Below are 17,682 nucleotides of genomic sequence, written 5' to 3'. Positions count from 1 at the left end.
CCGCGCTCACAATTCTACTGAAGGAACCCACCATGCAAGACTGGCAACACTCGGTGATCTACCAGATCTACCCCAAGAGCTTCCACAGCCACGCGGGTAACGCCACCGGTGACCTGCTGGGCATCGTGGACAAACTCGACTACCTCCAATGGCTGGGCGTGGATTGCCTGTGGATCACCCCGTTCCTGCGCTCGCCGCAACGGGACAACGGCTACGACATCAGCGACTACTACGCCATCGACCCCAGCTACGGGACCATGGCCGACTGCGACCTGCTGATCAGCGAAGCGGCCAAGCGTGGCATCAAGCTGATGCTCGACATTGTGGTCAACCACACCTCCATCGAGCATGAGTGGTTCCAGCAGGCGCGCAGCAGCCTCGACAATCCCTACCGCGACTTCTACATCTGGCGCGACCAGCCGAACAACTGGGAATCCAAGTTCGGCGGTTCGGCCTGGGAATACGAGGCGCAAACCGGCCAGTACTTCCTACACCTGTTCGACCACACCCAGGCCGACCTCAATTGGGACAACCCCCAGGTGCGTGCCGAGGTGTTCAAGTTGATGCGCTTCTGGCGTGACAAAGGCGTGGGCGGTTTCCGCCTGGACGTGATCAACCTGATCTCCAAGCCCGCCGATTTCCCCGAAGACAACAGCGACGGCCGCCGCTTCTACACCGACGGCCCGAACGTGCATGAATACCTGCAGGAGATGCACCGCGAAGTATTTGAAGGCCATGACCTGATCAACGTCGGCGAGATGTCGTCCACCAGCCTTGAACATTGCATTCGCTACTCGCGGCCAGAGTCGAAAGAGCTGTCGATGACCTTCAACTTTCATCACCTGAAAGTCGATTACCCGAACCTGCAGAAGTGGGTGAAGGCTGACTTCGACTTCCTGCAACTCAAGCAGATCCTCTCCGACTGGCAACTGGGCATGCAGGCCGGTGGCGGCTGGAACGCGCTGTTCTGGTGTAACCACGATCAACCCCGGGTGGTCTCGCGGTTTGGTGACGGCGGCGAGCATCGCGTGGTCTCGGCCAAGATGCTCGCCACCGCGCTGCACTTCCTCCAGGGCACGCCGTTCGTGTACCAGGGCGAAGAACTGGGCATGACCAATCCGGGCTTCGACAGCATCGATCAGTACCGCGATGTGGAGACCCTGAACATCTTCCGCCTCAAGCGCGATGCCGGTGAATCCGAAGCGGCGAGCATGGCGGCGATCATGCAGAAGTCCCGCGACAACGGCCGTACGCCCATGCAGTGGAACGCGCAGCCGAATGCGGGTTTCAGCACCGGCGAGCCCTGGATCGGCCTCCCGGCGAATGCCGCGCAGATCAACGTTGAACACCAGCTCGACGATCCCGACTCCGTGCTGCATCACTACCGCGCGCTGATCGCCCTGCGTCGTCACGAACCGCTGATTCAAGAAGGGGTTTACCGCCAACTGCTGCAAGACCATTTGCAGGTCTGGGCGTACCTGCGCGAAGGCCACGGCGAGCGCCTGCTGGTGCTGAACAACTTCTATGGCCAGCCCTGTGAAATCCAACTGCCTGGCGACGTGATCGGCGCAGCGACCGAGCAACGCCTGCTGATCAGCAACTACCCCGACTGCCCACCACGCACGGCCACGGTGATTTTGCGCCCGTACGAATCCTTTGTGCTGCACCTGAAGGACTGAACCCGGAACTCCCGCAGCTGCTACGGAGAGCGCAGGGTGCTTCAAAAAACATAATAAAAATATCGGAGTGCTTCATGAAAACAGCAATAAAGCTGGGCCTCGTTGCATCCTGCCTGAGCCTGCCATTCGGCGCGCAGGCCCTGGAATTTGCCGGTTACTTGCGCAGCGGCGCGGGGACCTCGACAGGCAGTGGCAAGCAGCAGTGTTTCCAGTTGCCGGGGGCGCAAACCAAATACCGGCTGGGCAACGAATGCGAGCAGTACGCCGAGCTGGAACTGCGTCAGGACCTGCTGACCCTCGACGATGGCTCAGTGCTCAGCGTCGACGCCATGGCATCGCTGTACAACCAATACGACCGCGCCCTTAAATTCCAGGGCGAAGACAACGGCTCGGCGCGCATGCCGCAGATGTATGCGCAGTGGTCGAACCTGCCAGCCCTCAATGGCGGTTCGCTGTGGGCCGGTCGGCGTTACTACAAACGCAATGACATCCATATTTCCGACTTCTACTACTGGAACCAGAGCGCCACCGGCGGCGGAATCGAGGACGTGCTGATCGGCGACCTCAAGTACAGCTACGCCATTTCGCGCAAGGACAACCTGTACCAGAAGGAATACGCCACCCGTCACGACTTCAACGTCGCGGGCTTCAAGACCAACCCCGGCGGCGAGCTGGAGCTGGGCTTGAGCCATATCGAAAAGGCCGGTGGGCGTGACACCCACAGCGGCTGGGCACTCACCGCGCAGCATGTGCAAAAACCCTTCCTGGGCGGCAAGAACAAATTCGCTTTGCAGTACGGCGAAGGCCCCGGCACCGGCCTGGGCTACACCGGCAATACCTTCCTGGATAACAGCAGCAAAAGTTATCGCGCCGTGGAGTTCTTCGACTGGCAGGTGACCCCGCGTTTTGGTGGGCAGATCGAGGCGGTGTACCAGAAGGATATTCGCCCCGGCAGCCAGGACCAGACCTGGATGTCCATCGGCGTACGCCCCGCGTATGCGATCAGCGAACAATTCAAACTGGTCACCGAGCTTGGGCATGATCAGGTCGATGCCACCGGCGGCACGCGCAAGCTGAGCAAATTTACCTTCGCCCCGACCTGGTCGCCCAACGGCCCGGATTTCTGGGCGCGGCCGGAAGTGCGTTTGTACTACACCTATGCGACCTGGAACGAAGCGGCCAAGCGTGCAGCGAATGAACTGGCGGCGGGCTCGGCGTTGTCCGACACCGGCGCCTATGGCACCGCGCGGCATGGGTCGAACGTGGGCGTGCAGGTTGAATACTGGTGGAAATAAGTTATCCATGGGGAAGGCATCTACCCAAGGATTTTTACAGAACAAAACAGCAGGTGACGTCATGACCGCAACTCAACCCCTGGAATTGCTGGCGCCCTTGTCCGGCGTGCTGCTGGCACTGGACAAGGTGCCTGACCCGGTGTTCGCCAGCCGCATGATCGGCGACGGCCTGTGCATCGATCCTACCTCGCAGACCCTCTGCGCGCCCCTGGCCGGGGTGATCAGCAATATCCAGGACAGTGGGCATGCGGTCAGCGTCACCGACGACAACGGCGTGCAGGTGCTGATGCATATCGGCCTGGACACCGTGAGCCTGGCGGGCAAGGGCTTCACCCGCCTGGTCGAGGAAGGCCAGCGGGTGGAGGCCGGGCAAGCCTTGATCGAATTCGATGCCGACTATGTGGCACTCCACGCACGCAGTTTGCTGACCTTGATGCTGGTGGTCAGCGGCGAGCCGTTCACGCCATTGGCAAGCGGCCTGGTGGAATTGGGCCAACCGGTGTTGCAGGTTGCGCCCGGCAACCGGGTAGAGGAGGCCGATGAGGAGGAGGGCGATGCACGCTTCTCAAAACCGTTGACCTTGCCCAACACCAACGGTTTGCACGCGCGCCCGGCCGCCGTATTGGCCCAGGCGGCGAAAGGTTTTAACGCGAGCATTTACCTGCACAAGCAAACCCAGAGTGCCAACGCCAAGTCGCTGGTGGCGATCATGGCGCTGCAAACCGTGCAGGGCGATACCTTGCAAGTGAGTGCGGCCGGTGACGACGCCGAGGCGGCGATCCAGGCGCTGGTCGCGCTGTTGCTTGAAGGCTGCGGCGAGGCCATTGCGGCGCCGGCTGCACAGCTTGAAGCGCCCGTGCCGGTATCGTCTGCGACGCTGCTGCGAGGCGTTTGCGCATCGCCGGGATCGGCGTTTGGCCAAGTGGTCCAGATTGCTGAGCCCGAGCTGAAGGTGACTGAACAGGGGGCGGGAGAAACCTTCGAACGTGCTGCTTTGGCGCGTGGCCTGTTGGCTGCAACCGAAGCGCTGCAAGCCCTGCAAACCCAGGCGGCAGGCAGTGCCCAGGCGGAGATTTTCCGTGCCCATCAGGAATTGCTCGAAGACCCGACGCTGCTGGAACAAGCCGATGGCCTGCTGGCCGAAGGCAAGAGCGCCGCGTTTGCCTGGAACAGCGCCACGGTTGCCACTGCCCAGCTGTTCCAGGGCCTGGGCAATGCCCTGTTGGCCGAACGTGCGGCGGACCTGGCGGATGTCGGCCAGCGTGTGCTGAAGCTGATCCTCGGTATTCAAGACCGCGCCTTGGAACTGCCCGACCGCGCGATCCTGGTCGCCGAGCAACTGACGCCTTCGCAAACCGCCAGCCTCGATCCCCAAAAGGTGCTGGGGTTTGTCACCGTCGGCGGCGGGGCGACCAGCCATGTCGCGATCCTGGCGCGGGCCTTGGGCCTGCCTGCCATATGCGGGGTCGGGCTTGAAGTGCTGGCGCTGGCCAATGGCAAACAGGTCCTGCTCGATGCCGACAAGGGCGAGCTGCACCTGGACCCCAACCTGGCCGAGATCGAACAGCTGGAAGCTGCGCGTAAGCAGCACGTGCTGCGACGTCAGCGTGATGTGGCGCAGGCGTCAGTGCCGGCGATTACCCGCGACGGCCATCACGTCGAGGTGAGCGCCAACGTCGCTTCGTTGCAGGAAGTGGAGCAATCCCTGGCCCTCGGGGGCGAAGGCGTCGGCCTGCTGCGCTCGGAGTTTTTGTACCTGGATCGCAATCGCGCCCCAAGCGTGGATGAGCAGGCCGCCACCTACAGCGCCATCGCCCGTGCCCTGGGCACCGAGCGCAATCTGGTGGTGCGCACCCTGGACGTCGGCGGCGATAAACCCCTGGCGTACGTGCCGATGGACAGTGAAACCAACCCGTTCCTGGGCCTGCGCGGTATACGCCTGTGCCTGGAGCGCCCGGAGCTGTTGCGTGAACAGTTGCGCGCGATCCTCGCCAGTGCCGGGCTGGCACGCCTGCATATCATGTTGCCGATGGTCAGCCTGCTGTCGGAGCTGCACCTGGCCCGCCAGATTATGGAGGAAGAAGCCCAGGCCCTTGGGCTCAGCGCGTTGCCCAAACTGGGCATCATGATCGAGGTGCCGTCTGCGGCCCTGATGGCCGATGTGTTTGCGCCCCATGTGGATTTCTTCTCCATCGGCACCAACGACCTGACCCAATACACCCTGGCCATGGACCGTGATCACCCGCGCCTGGCCAGCCAGGCCGACAGCTTTCACCCGGCGGTATTGCGCCTGATCGCCACCACCGTCACGGCCGCCCATGCCCATGGCAAGTGGGTGGGCGTATGCGGCGCACTGGCGTCCGAAGCCCTGGCGGTGCCGGTGTTGCTCGGGCTGGGGGTGGATGAGTTGTCGGTCAGTGTGCCGCTGATCCCTACCATCAAGGCCACCGTGCGCGGACTGGACCTGGCCGGCTGCCAGACCATCGCCCGTCAGGTACTGGGCCTGGAAGAGGCCGTCCAGGTACGCGAGGCCTTGCGCCTCTACCACGCGGCCACCGTTGAAACCTCACCTGTCGTGGAGCACTGAGCATGTTCGAGAAATTGCAGCGGGCGTTCTGGAAAGCCCTGACCCCGGATTTGATTGCCGAGACGGTGGCGGTGCCGACACAGGGGCTGTTGTCGGCCGAGGTGCTGAGCGCGTTGGGCGGTGCGGATAACCTCAGGTCGCAGCAGCGTGTGGCGCTGACGCGGGTGCGGGTGCAATTGCAGGATGCGGGGCGGTTGGATGAGGCGGCGTTGAAAGCGGCGGGTGTGGCGGGCGTGATGGTGTTGGCGGGAGGAGTGGTCCACCTGATCACCGGCCTCTGATCCATGTAGCGATCAAAAGGTGGTGTCTGAAATGTTGCGGTCAGAGTTGCGGAGTGTCTTCCGGCGGCTTGGTTTTATCCACACCCGGCACATGCAGATTACCTTCCACCACCTGGTTACCCTCCAGCTGCGGCTGGGTCACCCAGGTCAGGATGTCGTAGTAGCGCCGGATGTTCGCCACGAAGTGCACCGGCTCGCCGCCCCGGGCGTAGCCGTAGCGGGTCTTGCTGTACCACTGCTTCTGCGACAGGCGCGGCAGCATCTTCTTCACGTCCAGCCACTTGTTCGGGTTCAGGCCTTCCTTCTTCGCCAGGATGCGCGCGTCGTCCAGATGGCCGGTGCCGACGTTATAAGCGGCGAGGGCGAACCAGGTGCGGTCGGGCTCGGCGATCTTGTCGTCCAGCTCGTCCTTGATCTTGGCCAGGTACTTGGCGCCGCCCATGATGCTTTGCCTGGCATCCAGGCGATTGGACACGCCCATGGCCTGGGCGGTGTTCTGGGTCAGCATCATCAGGCCGCGCACGCCGGTCTTTGAGGTGACCGCCGGTTGCCACAGCGATTCCTGATAGCCGATAGCCGCAAGCAGGCGCCAGTCGACTTTTTCTTCCTTGGCGTAGGCGCGAAAGTGCTTCTCGTATTTGGGCAGCCGCTGCTGCAAATGCTGGGCGAAGGTGTAGGCGCCGACATAGCCGAGCACATCGACGTGCCCGTAATAGCGGTCTTTAAGGCGTTGCAGGGTGCCGTTCTTTTCCACCTTGTCCAGGTAGCTGTTGATCTCGTTGAGCAGGCTGTTGTCGTCGCCGGCGGCCACGGCCCAGCTCTGGTTGCTGGCATTGCCGAGGTCGAACGCCACCCGTACGTTGGGGAAGTACACCTGGTTCATCGCCACTTCGTTGGAGTCCACCAGGGTCAGGTCGATTTGCCCCTCGTCCACCATGCGCAGCAGGTCGACCACCTCGACGGCATCGGATTCTTCGTATTCGATGGCCGGGTTCTGCTTCTTAAGCGCGGCCAGTTGTTCGGCGTGGGTGCTGCCCTTGAGCACCATGATCTTCTTGCCCACCAGGTCCGCCGCGTTCGTCGGGCGTGACTGGCCGTTGCGGTAGATGATCTGCGGGGTGACTTCCAGGTAAGGGTGGGAGAACCGCACCTGTTGCTGGCGTTGCTCACTGCTGACCAGGCCGGCCGCGGCGAGCACCGGGCCGTTGGGTTTGCCCAACTGGCCGAACAGGTCGTCGAGGTTGTCGGCGGTCTCGATTTCCAGCTTCACGCCCAGGTCATCGGCAAAACGCTTGACCAGTTCGTATTCGAAACCGGTTTCACCGTTGCGGTCCTGGAAGTAAGTCGCCGGGCTGTTTCGGGTAATCACCCGCAATACGCCATCCTCCTTGATTCGCTCGAGCGTGCTGGGTTTATCAACACAGGCGCTGAGCATCAGGAAGAGTCCGGTGACGATGAGCCATCTGGCGCATCGCGGGCGCAAAGCAGTTGGGGAGAACATCTGCGCAGTATACGCAAACGGCCCACGGCGCCATATCTCGACAGCGGCGGACTTGTCTGCTAGCGCCGCCAAAACTGTGCTGCAGCCCGCAGAAACGTGGCTTGGCGCCCGATTGTGACGGTTAAAATAACTGCGCGGAATGCCTTGGATAACGCCCCGATAGCGTGCAAACCGTGTTAACTGACGTTCGGCAGCCGCCAGCGGTGCCGTTTCGGGTGCCGTTGGCGATGGTTTACGCTAGAATGCACGGCCTCAAAGCACACCCCTTCCCGAGGCTGTCCCGAAGATGTTGATCCTGCGCGGCGCTCCTGCCCTTTCTGCCTTTCGCCACAGCAAACTCCTTGAACAACTGAGCCAGAAGGTTCCAGCGGTTACAGGCCTGTATGCTGAATTTGCTCACTTCGCCGACGTTACCGGCGTCTTGACCGCCGACGAACAGCAAGTGCTCGCACGCCTTCTGAAGTACGGCCCAAGCGTTCCCGTTCAAGAGCCGACCGGCCGCTTGTTCCTGGTTCTGCCACGGTTCGGCACCATCTCGCCCTGGTCGAGCAAGGCCAGCGATATCGCCCGCAACTGCGGCCTGGAGAAGATCCAGCGCCTGGAGCGTGGTATCGCGTTCTACGTCGAAGGTGGGTTCAGCGACGCCGAGGCCGAGCTGATCGCCAGCAGCCTGCACGACCGCATGACCCAGATCATCGTCAGCCAGCTGGAACAGGCTGCCGGCCTGTTCAGCCACGCCGAACCCAAGCCGCTGACCGCGATTGACGTGCTGGGCGGTGGCCGCGCTGCGCTGGAGAAGGCCAACACCGAGCTGGGCCTGGCCCTGGCCGAAGACGAGATCGACTACCTGGTCAACGCCTTCACCGGCTTGAAGCGCAACCCCCACGACATCGAACTGATGATGTTCGCCCAGGCCAACTCCGAGCACTGCCGTCACAAGATCTTCAACGCCAGTTGGGACATCGACGGCGAGAGCCAGGAAAAAAGCCTGTTCGGCATGATCAAGAACACCTACGTGATGCACAGCGAAGGCGTTCTGTCGGCGTATAAGGACAACGCCTCGGTGATCGTCGGCTCGGTTGCCGGCCGTTTCTTCCCGGACCCTGAAACCCGCCAGTACGGCGCGGTGCAGGAGCCGGTGCACATCCTGATGAAGGTCGAGACCCACAACCACCCGACCGCGATTGCCCCGTTCCCGGGCGCAGCCACCGGTTCCGGCGGCGAGATCCGCGACGAAGGTGCCACCGGCCGTGGCGCCAAGCCAAAGGCCGGCCTGACCGGTTTCACCGTGTCCAACCTGCAGATCCCGGGCTTCGAACAGCCATGGGAAGTGCCGTACGGCAAGCCTGAGCGCATCGTGACGGCGCTGGACATCATGATCGAAGGCCCGCTGGGCGGCGCCGCGTTCAACAACGAATTCGGGCGTCCGGCGCTGACCGGTTATTTCCGTACTTTCGAACAGTCCATCACCACCCCCCGTGGCGATGAAGTGCGCGGCTACCACAAGCCAATCATGCTGGCTGGCGGCATGGGCAACATCCGTGAAGAACACGTCAAGAAAGGCGAGATCCTGGTCGGCTCCAAGCTGATCGTGCTCGGCGGCCCGGCAATGCTGATCGGCCTGGGCGGCGGCGCGGCTTCCTCCATGGCCACCGGCACCAGCTCGGCAGACCTCGACTTCGCTTCCGTACAGCGCGAAAACCCTGAGATGGAACGCCGCTGCCAGGAAGTCATCGACCGTTGCTGGCAGTTGGGTGACAAGAACCCCATCAGCTTTATCCACGACGTCGGCGCCGGCGGTTTGTCCAACGCCTTCCCGGAGCTGGTCAACGATGGCGACCGCGGTGGCCGCTTCGAACTGCGCAACATTCCAAACGACGAGCCGGGCATGGCCCCGCACGAAATCTGGAGCAACGAATCCCAGGAACGTTACGTACTGGCGGTCGGCCCTGAAGACTTCGCGCGCTTCCAGGCCATCTGCGAACGCGAGCGTTGCCCGTTTGCCGTGGTCGGCGAAGCCACTGCCGAGCCGCAACTGACGGTCACCGACAGCCACTTCGGCAACAGCCCGGTGGACATGCCCCTCGAAGTGCTGCTGGGCAAGGCCCCGCGCATGCACCGTTCGGCGGTACGTGAAACCGAGCTGGGCGATGATTTCGACCCAAGCGCCCTGGACCTGGCCGACAGCATCGAACGTGTGCTGCACCACCCGGCCGTGGCGAGCAAAAGCTTCCTGATCACCATCGGCGACCGCACCATCACCGGCCTGGTGGCCCGTGACCAGATGGTCGGCCCATGGCAGGTGCCGGTGGCCGACGTTGCCGTCACCGCCACCAGCTTCGACGTCTACACCGGTGAAGCCATGGCCATGGGCGAGCGTACGCCGCTGGCCCTGCTGGACGCCCCGGCGTCGGGCCGCATGGCCATTGGTGAAACCCTCACCAACATCGCCGCGTCGCGCATCGGCAAGCTGTCCGACATCAAATTGTCGGCCAACTGGATGTCCGCTGCCGGTCACCCCGGTGAAGATGCGCGTCTGTACGACACCGTAAAAGCGGTCGGCATGGAGCTGTGCCCGGGACTGGGCATCACCATTCCGGTGGGCAAGGACTCCATGTCCATGGCCACCCGTTGGAACGATGAAGGCGTGGACAAGAGCGTCACCTCGCCGCTGTCGCTGATCGTCACCGGCTTTGCGCCGGTCACCGACATCCGCCAGACCCTGACCCCGCAACTGCGCATGGACAAGGGCACCACCGACCTGATCCTGATCGACCTCGGCCGTGGCCAGAACCGCATGGGCGCCTCGATCCTCGCGCAAACCCACGGCAAGCTTGGCAAACAGGCGCCGGACGTGGATGACGCCGAAGACCTGAAAGCCTTCTTCGCCGTGATCCAGGGCCTCAACGCCGACGGCCACCTGCTGGCTTACCACGACCGTTCCGACGGTGGCCTGCTGACCAGCGTGGTCGAGATGGCCTTCGCCGGTCACTGCGGCCTGAACATCGTGCTCGACAGCGTTGCCGAGGACGCCTCTGAAATCAACGGCATCCTCTTCAACGAAGAGTTGGGTGCAGTGATCCAGGTTCGCCAGGACGCAACCCCGGACGTACTCGCACAGTTCAGCGCCGCTGGCCTGGACGACTGCGTGGCGGTGATCGGCCAGCCGATCAACAACGGCGAGATCAACATCTCGTTCAACGGCGACACCGTGTTTGCCGGCCAGCGCCGCTTGCTGCAACGCCAGTGGGCCGAGACCAGCTACCAGATCCAACGCCTGCGTGACAACGCCGACTGCGCCGAGCAGGAATTCGACGTGATCCTGGAAGAAGACAACCCGGGCCTGAGCACCAAGCTCAGCTTCGACGTCAACCAGGACATCGCCGCGCCGTACATCAAGAAAGGCATCCGCCCACAGGTTGCCGTGCTGCGTGAGCAGGGCGTCAACGGCCAGGTGGAAATGGCGGCCGCGTTCGACCGCGCCGGCTTCAATGCGATCGACGTGCACATGAGCGACATCCTCGCCGGTCGCGTTGACCTCAATGAGTTCAAGGGCCTGGTGGCCTGCGGTGGTTTCTCCTACGGCGACGTATTGGGTGCAGGCGAAGGCTGGGCCAAGTCGGCCCTGTTCAACAGCCGTGCCCGCGACGCGTTCCAGGGCTTCTTCGAGCGCAACGACAGCTTCACCCTGGGTGTGTGCAACGGTTGCCAGATGATGTCCAACCTCCACGAGCTGATCCCGGGGAGCGAGTTCTGGCCGCACTTCGTGCGTAACCGCTCGGAGCAGTTCGAAGCCCGCGTCGCCATGGTGCAGGTGCAGGAATCCAACTCGATCTTCCTGCAAGGCATGGCCGGTTCGCGCATGCCGATCGCCATCGCCCACGGTGAAGGCCATGCCGAGTTCGAAAGCGAAGAAGCCTTGCTCGAAGCCGATCTGTCCGGCTGCGTGGCCATGCGTTTCGTCGACAACCACGGCAAGGTCACCGAAAGCTACCCGGCCAATCCGAACGGCTCGCCGCGCGGGATCACCGGCCTCACCAGCCGCGACGGTCGCGTGACCATCATGATGCCGCACCCGGAGCGCGTGTTCCGCGCCGTGCAGAACTCGTGGCGCCCGGAAGAGTGGAACGAAGACGGCGCGTGGATGCGCATGTTCCGCAACGCCCGCGTGTGGGTGAACTAAGGCGGTGTACAAGCTTGCCTTCTTTGTGCCCGACAGCCATGTGGAGACGGTGAAAGCCGCCGTCTTCGCCGCTGGTGGCGGGCGCATCGGCGACTACGACAGCTGCGCCTGGCAAGTGCTGGGCCAGGGCCAGTTTCGCGCGTTGGACGGCAGCCAGCCGTTTATCGGGCAGGTTGGCCAGGTTGAGGTGGTTGAAGAATGGAAGGTCGAGCTGGTGGTGACCGATGAGTTGATCAACGCAGTGGTCGCCGCGTTGAAGCTCAGCCACCCCTATGAGACACCGGCTTATGAAGTGTGGTCGTTGGCGGATTTCTGATCCGCCCGCTGTAGAAACAAGAAACCCGCTGGGCCAGTTTGGCCAGCGGGTTTTTTTGTGGGTGCTCATGAATCCGGTGTCAAAGCCTCAATGGCTCAGGGCGCGGGGGTCAACCCGACTTCTGCCTTCAATGCACTGATCAACATGTTTTCGTAGCTGAACCGCTTGCCCTGCATCGGCTCCCAGCGGTCGACATAAAACAGGCCATTGTGGTCGACCTTGATCGGCGTCGACACGATTTCCCCGGTGCGCGAACGATGCAGCAGGATGTTCTGCGAGGGCGACGGGCGTTCGATCAGGAACAGGCCGGGCCGGCTCAGGCGTGTCCTGTCCACCGCTACGAAGGGCGCCGGGGCTTTGGTGCCGGCAACCCCGGCGTCGAGGATCAAGTCGCTGCGCAAGGCCCTGGTGTAAGGGCTGATGCCTTCGGAAACGGTCTCCCAGGCCCCCGCTCGAATGTTCCGGGCCAGGGCCGGGGCGGTGTCCCGCACATGCAGGCTGACCGCGCCCTGGAGTTCCGCGAGGCCAGGCACGCTCAGGTGGGTGTTGGTGTGCGCGCTGCCCACGAAGGCCACCCACTTGTGGGGCCCGTGTGCGGCCTGGTCGGCGTCGATGACCTTGGAGGCGAAGTAACTGAACAGCTGGTTGCGTGAGACATCCGCGTCCCCCAACCCCTTGATGTGGTAACTGGCGGTGCAGTCCAGGGCGCGAATGCGCATGCCGTGCCTTGCCGCGATCTGGATCACTTCGGTGTAGGTATCGCTGCCTTTGTAGCCCGGCATATGGCCCCGATCCAGCTGGGTGAGGTAGCGCTTGAGGTTGTCCGGCAGCCGTTGTGTCTGCACAAATAAATCCAGCTCGTGCTGGTGCATATCGGTCAGCAGATGCTCCACGTACAGCGTCTTGAACTCCAGATCCTTGAGGGTTCCCAGGTAGTCGCGCAGCAAGCGTTTGCTCGATTGCGCGTTATGCCCTTCACCGATCACCAGCCCCGAAAACTCGCTGTGACGGATTTTCTCCAGCAATGCCTCGGGGGTGTTCGGCAGGCCCAGGACGGATGGCTCGGGCCGGGCTGGCGGCACGTGGCTGGCCAGGTACGTGTCGGCATCCGCACTCAGGCGCGCGCGGGTATCCACAAACGCCCTGAAGGCTTCCTGATGCTCCGGATTCTGCGGGAAGTAGCGCGTGTCCAGGCCATGCCGTGTGCTGGTCTGTCGGACGATGCTATCCCGGAGCGGGACGGCAATGTCGTACTCGCTGTAATGCGCGGCGGCCGCAGGCGCAGTACTGGGCGATGCTGCCGGTTCGGGGGCTTTGTACGGGGTGCGCATGGCCAATTGGTAATCGCCTCTGGCCAGCGCTTCACCCGCCAAGGGGGTGTCGATCCACACGCCCACGGGTTGGTCCGTACCCACATCCACCACGCGCAGTGCGACCGCGTCCTGCAGGTCCGCCAGGCCAGGCGTTTGCTCGAAAGTACGCAGCCGGGAATGATCCACCAGGGCCACCCAGCGTTCATCCTGCTCGTCGAGGGCATCGGCCTGAATGGCTTTGTGGGAGTAATAGTTTCTGATGCTGTTGCCGCGTGGCGTCGTCGGTGGGGTGTCGCCCATTTGCAGGGCGTCGTCCAGCAAGTACGAGGTTGAGGCATCCAGGGCCTTGATCTTCACGCCCTTTTCCTGAGCCTTGCGTACCAGGGCGACGTAGGAGTACTCGGCGTTGTCGGCCAAGCCAAAGGCTTTGTCGACGGTCTTCAGGTGCCGCTCGATGTGCTGCCAGGATTTTCCGCTGTTGAGCTTCTCCAGTTTTGGACGAAACACATCACCGGGCAGGTACTCGATATAAAGGTGTTTGAAACCCTTGCTGATCAACGCGTCCATGTGTGTGACCAGCAGCTGTTTACTGGCAATGGAGCCGGGCACCGCGCCAATGACCAGGTTCTTGTTACCGCTGAAGGCATCGCTGGCGATCAGTTGTGCAAACGACGTGCTGGCGTCCAGGGCCGGAAGCTCGGCGCGGGCCGGCAACGGGTCAAGGGTCTTGAAAAAGTCCTGGGCGTCGGTGGCCAGGCGTTCGGCCTGTTGCAGGTAAGCGGTGCGAAGGGATTTGAGTTCAATGGCGGCGCTTCCCAGGATCACGTCTTGCGAGCCGAAATCCCACTCCGACCGCAGCAGTATCCCGGTGCGCACATCCGGGTCGAGCACCAGTTCCAGTTTGTTGGCGTACTTTGCCGGCATCTCATAAGGCTTGAGCGGCTCCGGTGTGTCGGGCAATTTTTCATACTTGGGCGCGCCACCGGTGACGCCGGTGCGGCGCCAGACGCCTTGTGCATCGGGCGCGGCCACGCGAGTCGTGGAGATCAGTTTGCCGGTAGGCGGATCGAGTCGGTACAACAAATAACGTCCGATCGGGTCCGGGGTGTTCTTCGCCCAAAGCAACTCGCCATCGAACAACACCGCCTGCATGTCTGCCGGCGCCAGTGCCGGGGGTTGCAGGGGATGCACCAGTTTCAGGGCCTCGCTGGCCGCGGTGGCGCTCTGGGCGGCCTCGCGCAGGGCCGGTGTTGCCAGCTGTTTAAGGGAAACCAATGCCGGACGCAGGTCGGTGAATGCCGCGCCGGCGCTGTTCAGTACATAACCGATCAGGTGTGCCACGGCGGCGCTCGTGTCGCCTTGTTGATAGGCGTTCAGGGCCAGCATGCCGTCCTTGAACGCCAGCAGCATGCCCAGGCTCAGGCTGACGATGGGAAACGGTGCGGTAGCAATGGCGGTGACCCATTCCACGCAGGTCCAGAGGATGCCCGTGATCATCTGGGTGCGATTGGCCGTGGTGCCTTCAACGTCGTCGATCCTGCGCTGCAGCTTCATGTCGTACAGCGCCCGACGCAGATCCAGCAGGGGCGGCTGGGCGCGGGTTGCGTCATAGCGTGCCGGGCTGGTGTCGGTTTTGTTCAGGTCCTCGGGCAACTGCGCCTTGGCGGTCTCCAGAAAGGTGCGCACGTTGGCCTGGGATTGGGCGCCGACCCGCAGGGTGAAATAGGCGACCATGCCGGGCACCTTTTTCAACAGGTAGTTGAACTGCCTGGCCTCGCGAAAGCTGATGCCATCCGGTGCGTTGGGGGTGTAGAGCAGCGTCGGAAAATCAGCATGGCTGAAGAGGAAAGTGCCCATCACCCATTCGCCATTGATCAGCAGGCGATGAATGGCGTAGGTGCCGCGTGTGTCGGTGGCCGTTTCATCCATGCTGGCGATACTGCGTTCCAGCCAGGTCCAATCGACCCCGGCGATGTGGCCCTCGAGCCGGCACTCCAGGGCGGCGTTCTGCATCTGGCGCTGGGTGATGCTCAGCGTTGCATTGCGCCGCAGGTCATAGTCCGCGCTGCCGACATTCAGCAATCGGGTCCGCACCTCGCTGATGTAGCGCGCGCCGACCCAGGTGCCGGTGACTGAGCGGGCGACTTTTTCCGCGGTCAACGCGCTCAGGTCAATCCCCTTGGGGCCTTTGAATTGGGCGGCGCGGGAGAACTTCTCGTCGAGGAACCCCACACCGTCGGCATAACCGTCGCGGTACAGCTGGGTGTAGGTCAGGGGCGGCGGGGTCAATGAACCGAGCAGCGCCGGCGGTGAAAATGCCCAGACGGTGTCGGGGTCGACATCGTTCTGAGGCCGTCCCAGCAGCAGGTTCAGGCGTTTTTTTGCCTGTTCATGCAGGTAGTCGGCGAAGCTGGGAAACTGCGCGTCAGACAGCGGAAAGTCCTGGTAGGTGAGCAACGCGCCTTCGCTGTCCTCGGCCAGTTTCAACAGCTTGCGGCGGTTGTCGGCGTGGGTGGAGCGGTACCAGTTCGGGGTGCTGAACTCGTAGTCGTCGACGCGGCTCGCCAGCACATGGGCGGACATGGCCTTGAGGCAGTCGGCATGGCTGCCGACGTTGCCAAAGCTGATCTCTTGGTACTCGCGGTCTTGAACCTTGAAGCTCAAGCCGCTCAACACCCGCTTCATCGCTGCGCGAAAACGCAGGGCGACCCGCTTGATCAGGTAGTCGGTCAGGGTGCCAGGCGGATGTTTTTCACCGTTGTCCAGGCTCCAGCCGAGGATGTGCTGCTGGCACGCAAGCTCAGTGTCGAAGGCCTGGAATTGCTGCTCCCGTGGTGCCTCGGGCGTGCACAGCAGCAGGCGGGTGACCGTGCCGCTGGCGTCGGTTTGGCGCAATACCCATATGTCCTGCAACTGGGCCGCATGCAGTGACAGGGTGGCGGCGCTCAGGCGCGCGTCGGTGCCCTGGCGCAGATTCTGCACCAACTGAAAGTCCTCTTCACTGAGATGACCCTGGAGCATGGCGGTATAGGCCAGCGCGTTGATCCGCTGGTCGAGCATCTGTTCGATCGCGCGGCTGAGCGCAGGCTTGGCATGCATCTGCTGTTGCAACTCACCGAACTCGATACGCGGCTGCAGGGTGGTCAATACCTGTGCCAGCCAGGCGGGGGTCAGGTCCTGATAGGCCGGCGGCAGCGGTGCCTCGTGGTAGGTCAGCGTGGTTTTGTTCAGGAAGTCCGAACCCGGCTCGGCATCACCGGCCTGCAGCCCGCGCAGGGCCAGGTCAACCAGATTGCGGTCGTGTTCGTATTCACCGATGGGGTCGACGTAGCGCCGGGTGTTGACCAGCAGGTGTTCCGGCGCCAGGTCGTGGATGTCCAGCTCATCGCTCAAGCGTTCAAGCAGTCGATAGCGGGCCAGGGCCTCAGGGGTAGCGACCGGGCCCAGCACGTCGAGCAGATCCTGGCGCGCCGCGTTATAGCTCGCCAGGTGAGCGGCGAGCGCGGCCCGCCGCGGTTCGCTGGCGCTGCGATACCAGTCCGGTGCGCTGTGGCGCAGGTGACGCTCCAGCAGGCGTCGGCTGCGCCATTGCAGACGTGCTTCTAAGTCCGGCAAGGCCGCCGCGATGGCCTGGTCCAGGGCGTCGATCAGCACAGCGGCCTCGTGGGCCGGATTGTCTACCAGGCTCAAGGCGCGCTCGATGTCCTCGGTGCGCTTGTCGAGCAGGGCGTTGTAGGTGTGTTCGAACAGCGGTTTGTCGGTGATCGGCGTCAGTTGCAGCGGCCAGATGGCACCGGGCGTCACATCGCGATAACGCACGGGCAACAGTGCCATGAAGTCGCGTCGCTGCCCGGCATCCTCCAGGCCCTGGAGCACGTGCGTATTGAGTTGTGTCAGCGAGCCGAATGCCTCGATCCCGCGCGAAGGCGTGAACAGCATCACTTCCCCTACCGGCACAGCGCTCAGGTCGGTGACCACGGGGCGGGACGTTTCAGTCAGCACAAAGGCGCCGGCCAGCTCCACCGTCCGCTCCTGGTAACGAAAGCTCAGCGCATACAGGCCTGGGCGCAACGTGGCGCCCAGCGGTACACGCGCAAGCATGGCCTGTTGCTGCGGATGCAGCAGGCGGTCCTGGGTACTGACCGCCGTTTCATTGGCCAGGGCGGTGTAGCCGGCTTCAAAGGTCATGAAGGATTTGCGCGGCTTGCCGTCGATTTGCTCGTTGCGATCGAGTGCCAGCAGATAGGTATTCAAGCTGGACTTGAGTGCTTCGACTCGAGTGAGCAGATCGCCCTGGGTGATGTCCTGATAGAGCGCGCGGCTCTTGGCCAGGAACTGCTGGCGGTAACGCTTCAGGATGCCGTTGGTTTTTTCCAGGTAGGCCAGTTCGGTAGACGGTGTGTGTTCGGGCACCAGCGGCTTTTCGATCTGGAGCAGGTGGTGCCCGATCTGATTGAGGTGGCCTTTGATACCTTCAAAGGTCTGGGATGTTGTGCTCACAGGTACGCTCTCCATGCGGGGGTAAGA

At 62.9% G+C, this 17,682-nt stretch carries 8 protein-coding genes; 6 read left to right on the top strand and 2 right to left on the bottom strand.

Annotated elements, in window-relative coordinates:
* Positions 1 to 32: 32 nt before the first annotated feature.
* The 4 genes from treC to FX984_RS13630 all read left to right on the top strand — a co-directional run bounded on the left by treC (position 33) and on the right by FX984_RS13630 (position 5,842).
* The gene (gene treC / locus FX984_RS13645) at positions 33 to 1,679 is read left to right on the top strand and encodes an alpha,alpha-phosphotrehalase (RefSeq protein ID WP_098478818.1); all 1,647 of its coding nucleotides are present in this window, start codon (positions 33 to 35) and stop codon (positions 1,677 to 1,679) included.
* 74 nt (positions 1,680 to 1,753) lie between these two features.
* The gene (locus FX984_RS13640) at positions 1,754 to 2,974 is read left to right on the top strand and encodes a maltoporin (RefSeq protein WP_098478819.1); all 1,221 of its coding nucleotides are present in this window, start codon (positions 1,754 to 1,756) and stop codon (positions 2,972 to 2,974) included.
* A 61-nt stretch (positions 2,975 to 3,035) separates the two neighbouring features.
* On the top strand, positions 3,036 to 5,561 hold the full coding sequence (gene ptsP / locus FX984_RS13635) for a phosphoenolpyruvate--protein phosphotransferase (protein WP_146477264.1): 2,526 nt from the start codon (positions 3,036 to 3,038) through the stop codon (positions 5,559 to 5,561).
* 2 nt (positions 5,562 to 5,563) lie between these two features.
* Positions 5,564 to 5,842 (top strand): PTS sugar transporter subunit IIB, encoded by a 279-nt coding sequence (locus FX984_RS13630; RefSeq protein WP_141607215.1) that lies wholly within the window; start codon positions 5,564 to 5,566, stop codon positions 5,840 to 5,842.
* Between the two features lie 40 nt (positions 5,843 to 5,882).
* On the opposite strand, the gene mltF is transcribed toward FX984_RS13630, so the two are convergent.
* Positions 5,883 to 7,343, bottom strand: a complete 1,461-nt coding sequence (mltF, locus tag FX984_RS13625; protein WP_027605438.1) for a membrane-bound lytic murein transglycosylase MltF — start codon at positions 7,341 to 7,343, stop codon at positions 5,883 to 5,885.
* Between the two features lie 286 nt (positions 7,344 to 7,629).
* Between mltF and purL the strand changes: the two genes are divergently transcribed.
* The gene (gene purL / locus FX984_RS13620) at positions 7,630 to 11,526 is read left to right on the top strand and encodes a phosphoribosylformylglycinamidine synthase (RefSeq protein ID WP_146477266.1); all 3,897 of its coding nucleotides are present in this window, start codon (positions 7,630 to 7,632) and stop codon (positions 11,524 to 11,526) included.
* 4 nt (positions 11,527 to 11,530) lie between these two features.
* The gene (locus FX984_RS13615; protein ID WP_027605440.1) at positions 11,531 to 11,842 is read left to right on the top strand and encodes a YqfO family protein; all 312 of its coding nucleotides are present in this window, start codon (positions 11,531 to 11,533) and stop codon (positions 11,840 to 11,842) included.
* A 95-nt stretch (positions 11,843 to 11,937) separates the two neighbouring features.
* Here the strand turns inward: FX984_RS13615 and FX984_RS13610 are convergent, their stop codons facing one another.
* A complete protein-coding gene (locus FX984_RS13610; RefSeq protein ID WP_146477268.1) occupies positions 11,938 to 17,655 on the bottom strand; it encodes a membrane-targeted effector domain-containing toxin in 5,718 nt (1,905 codons plus the stop codon).
* Positions 17,656 to 17,682: the final 27 nt, after the last annotated feature.

This window comes from Pseudomonas marginalis (assembly GCF_008692035.1).
GTDB classification, from domain to species: domain Bacteria; phylum Pseudomonadota; class Gammaproteobacteria; order Pseudomonadales; family Pseudomonadaceae; genus Aquipseudomonas; species Aquipseudomonas marginalis.
The sequence above is the reverse complement of the archived record's forward strand: the minus strand, read 5'-3'. Positions and strand labels throughout refer to the sequence as shown.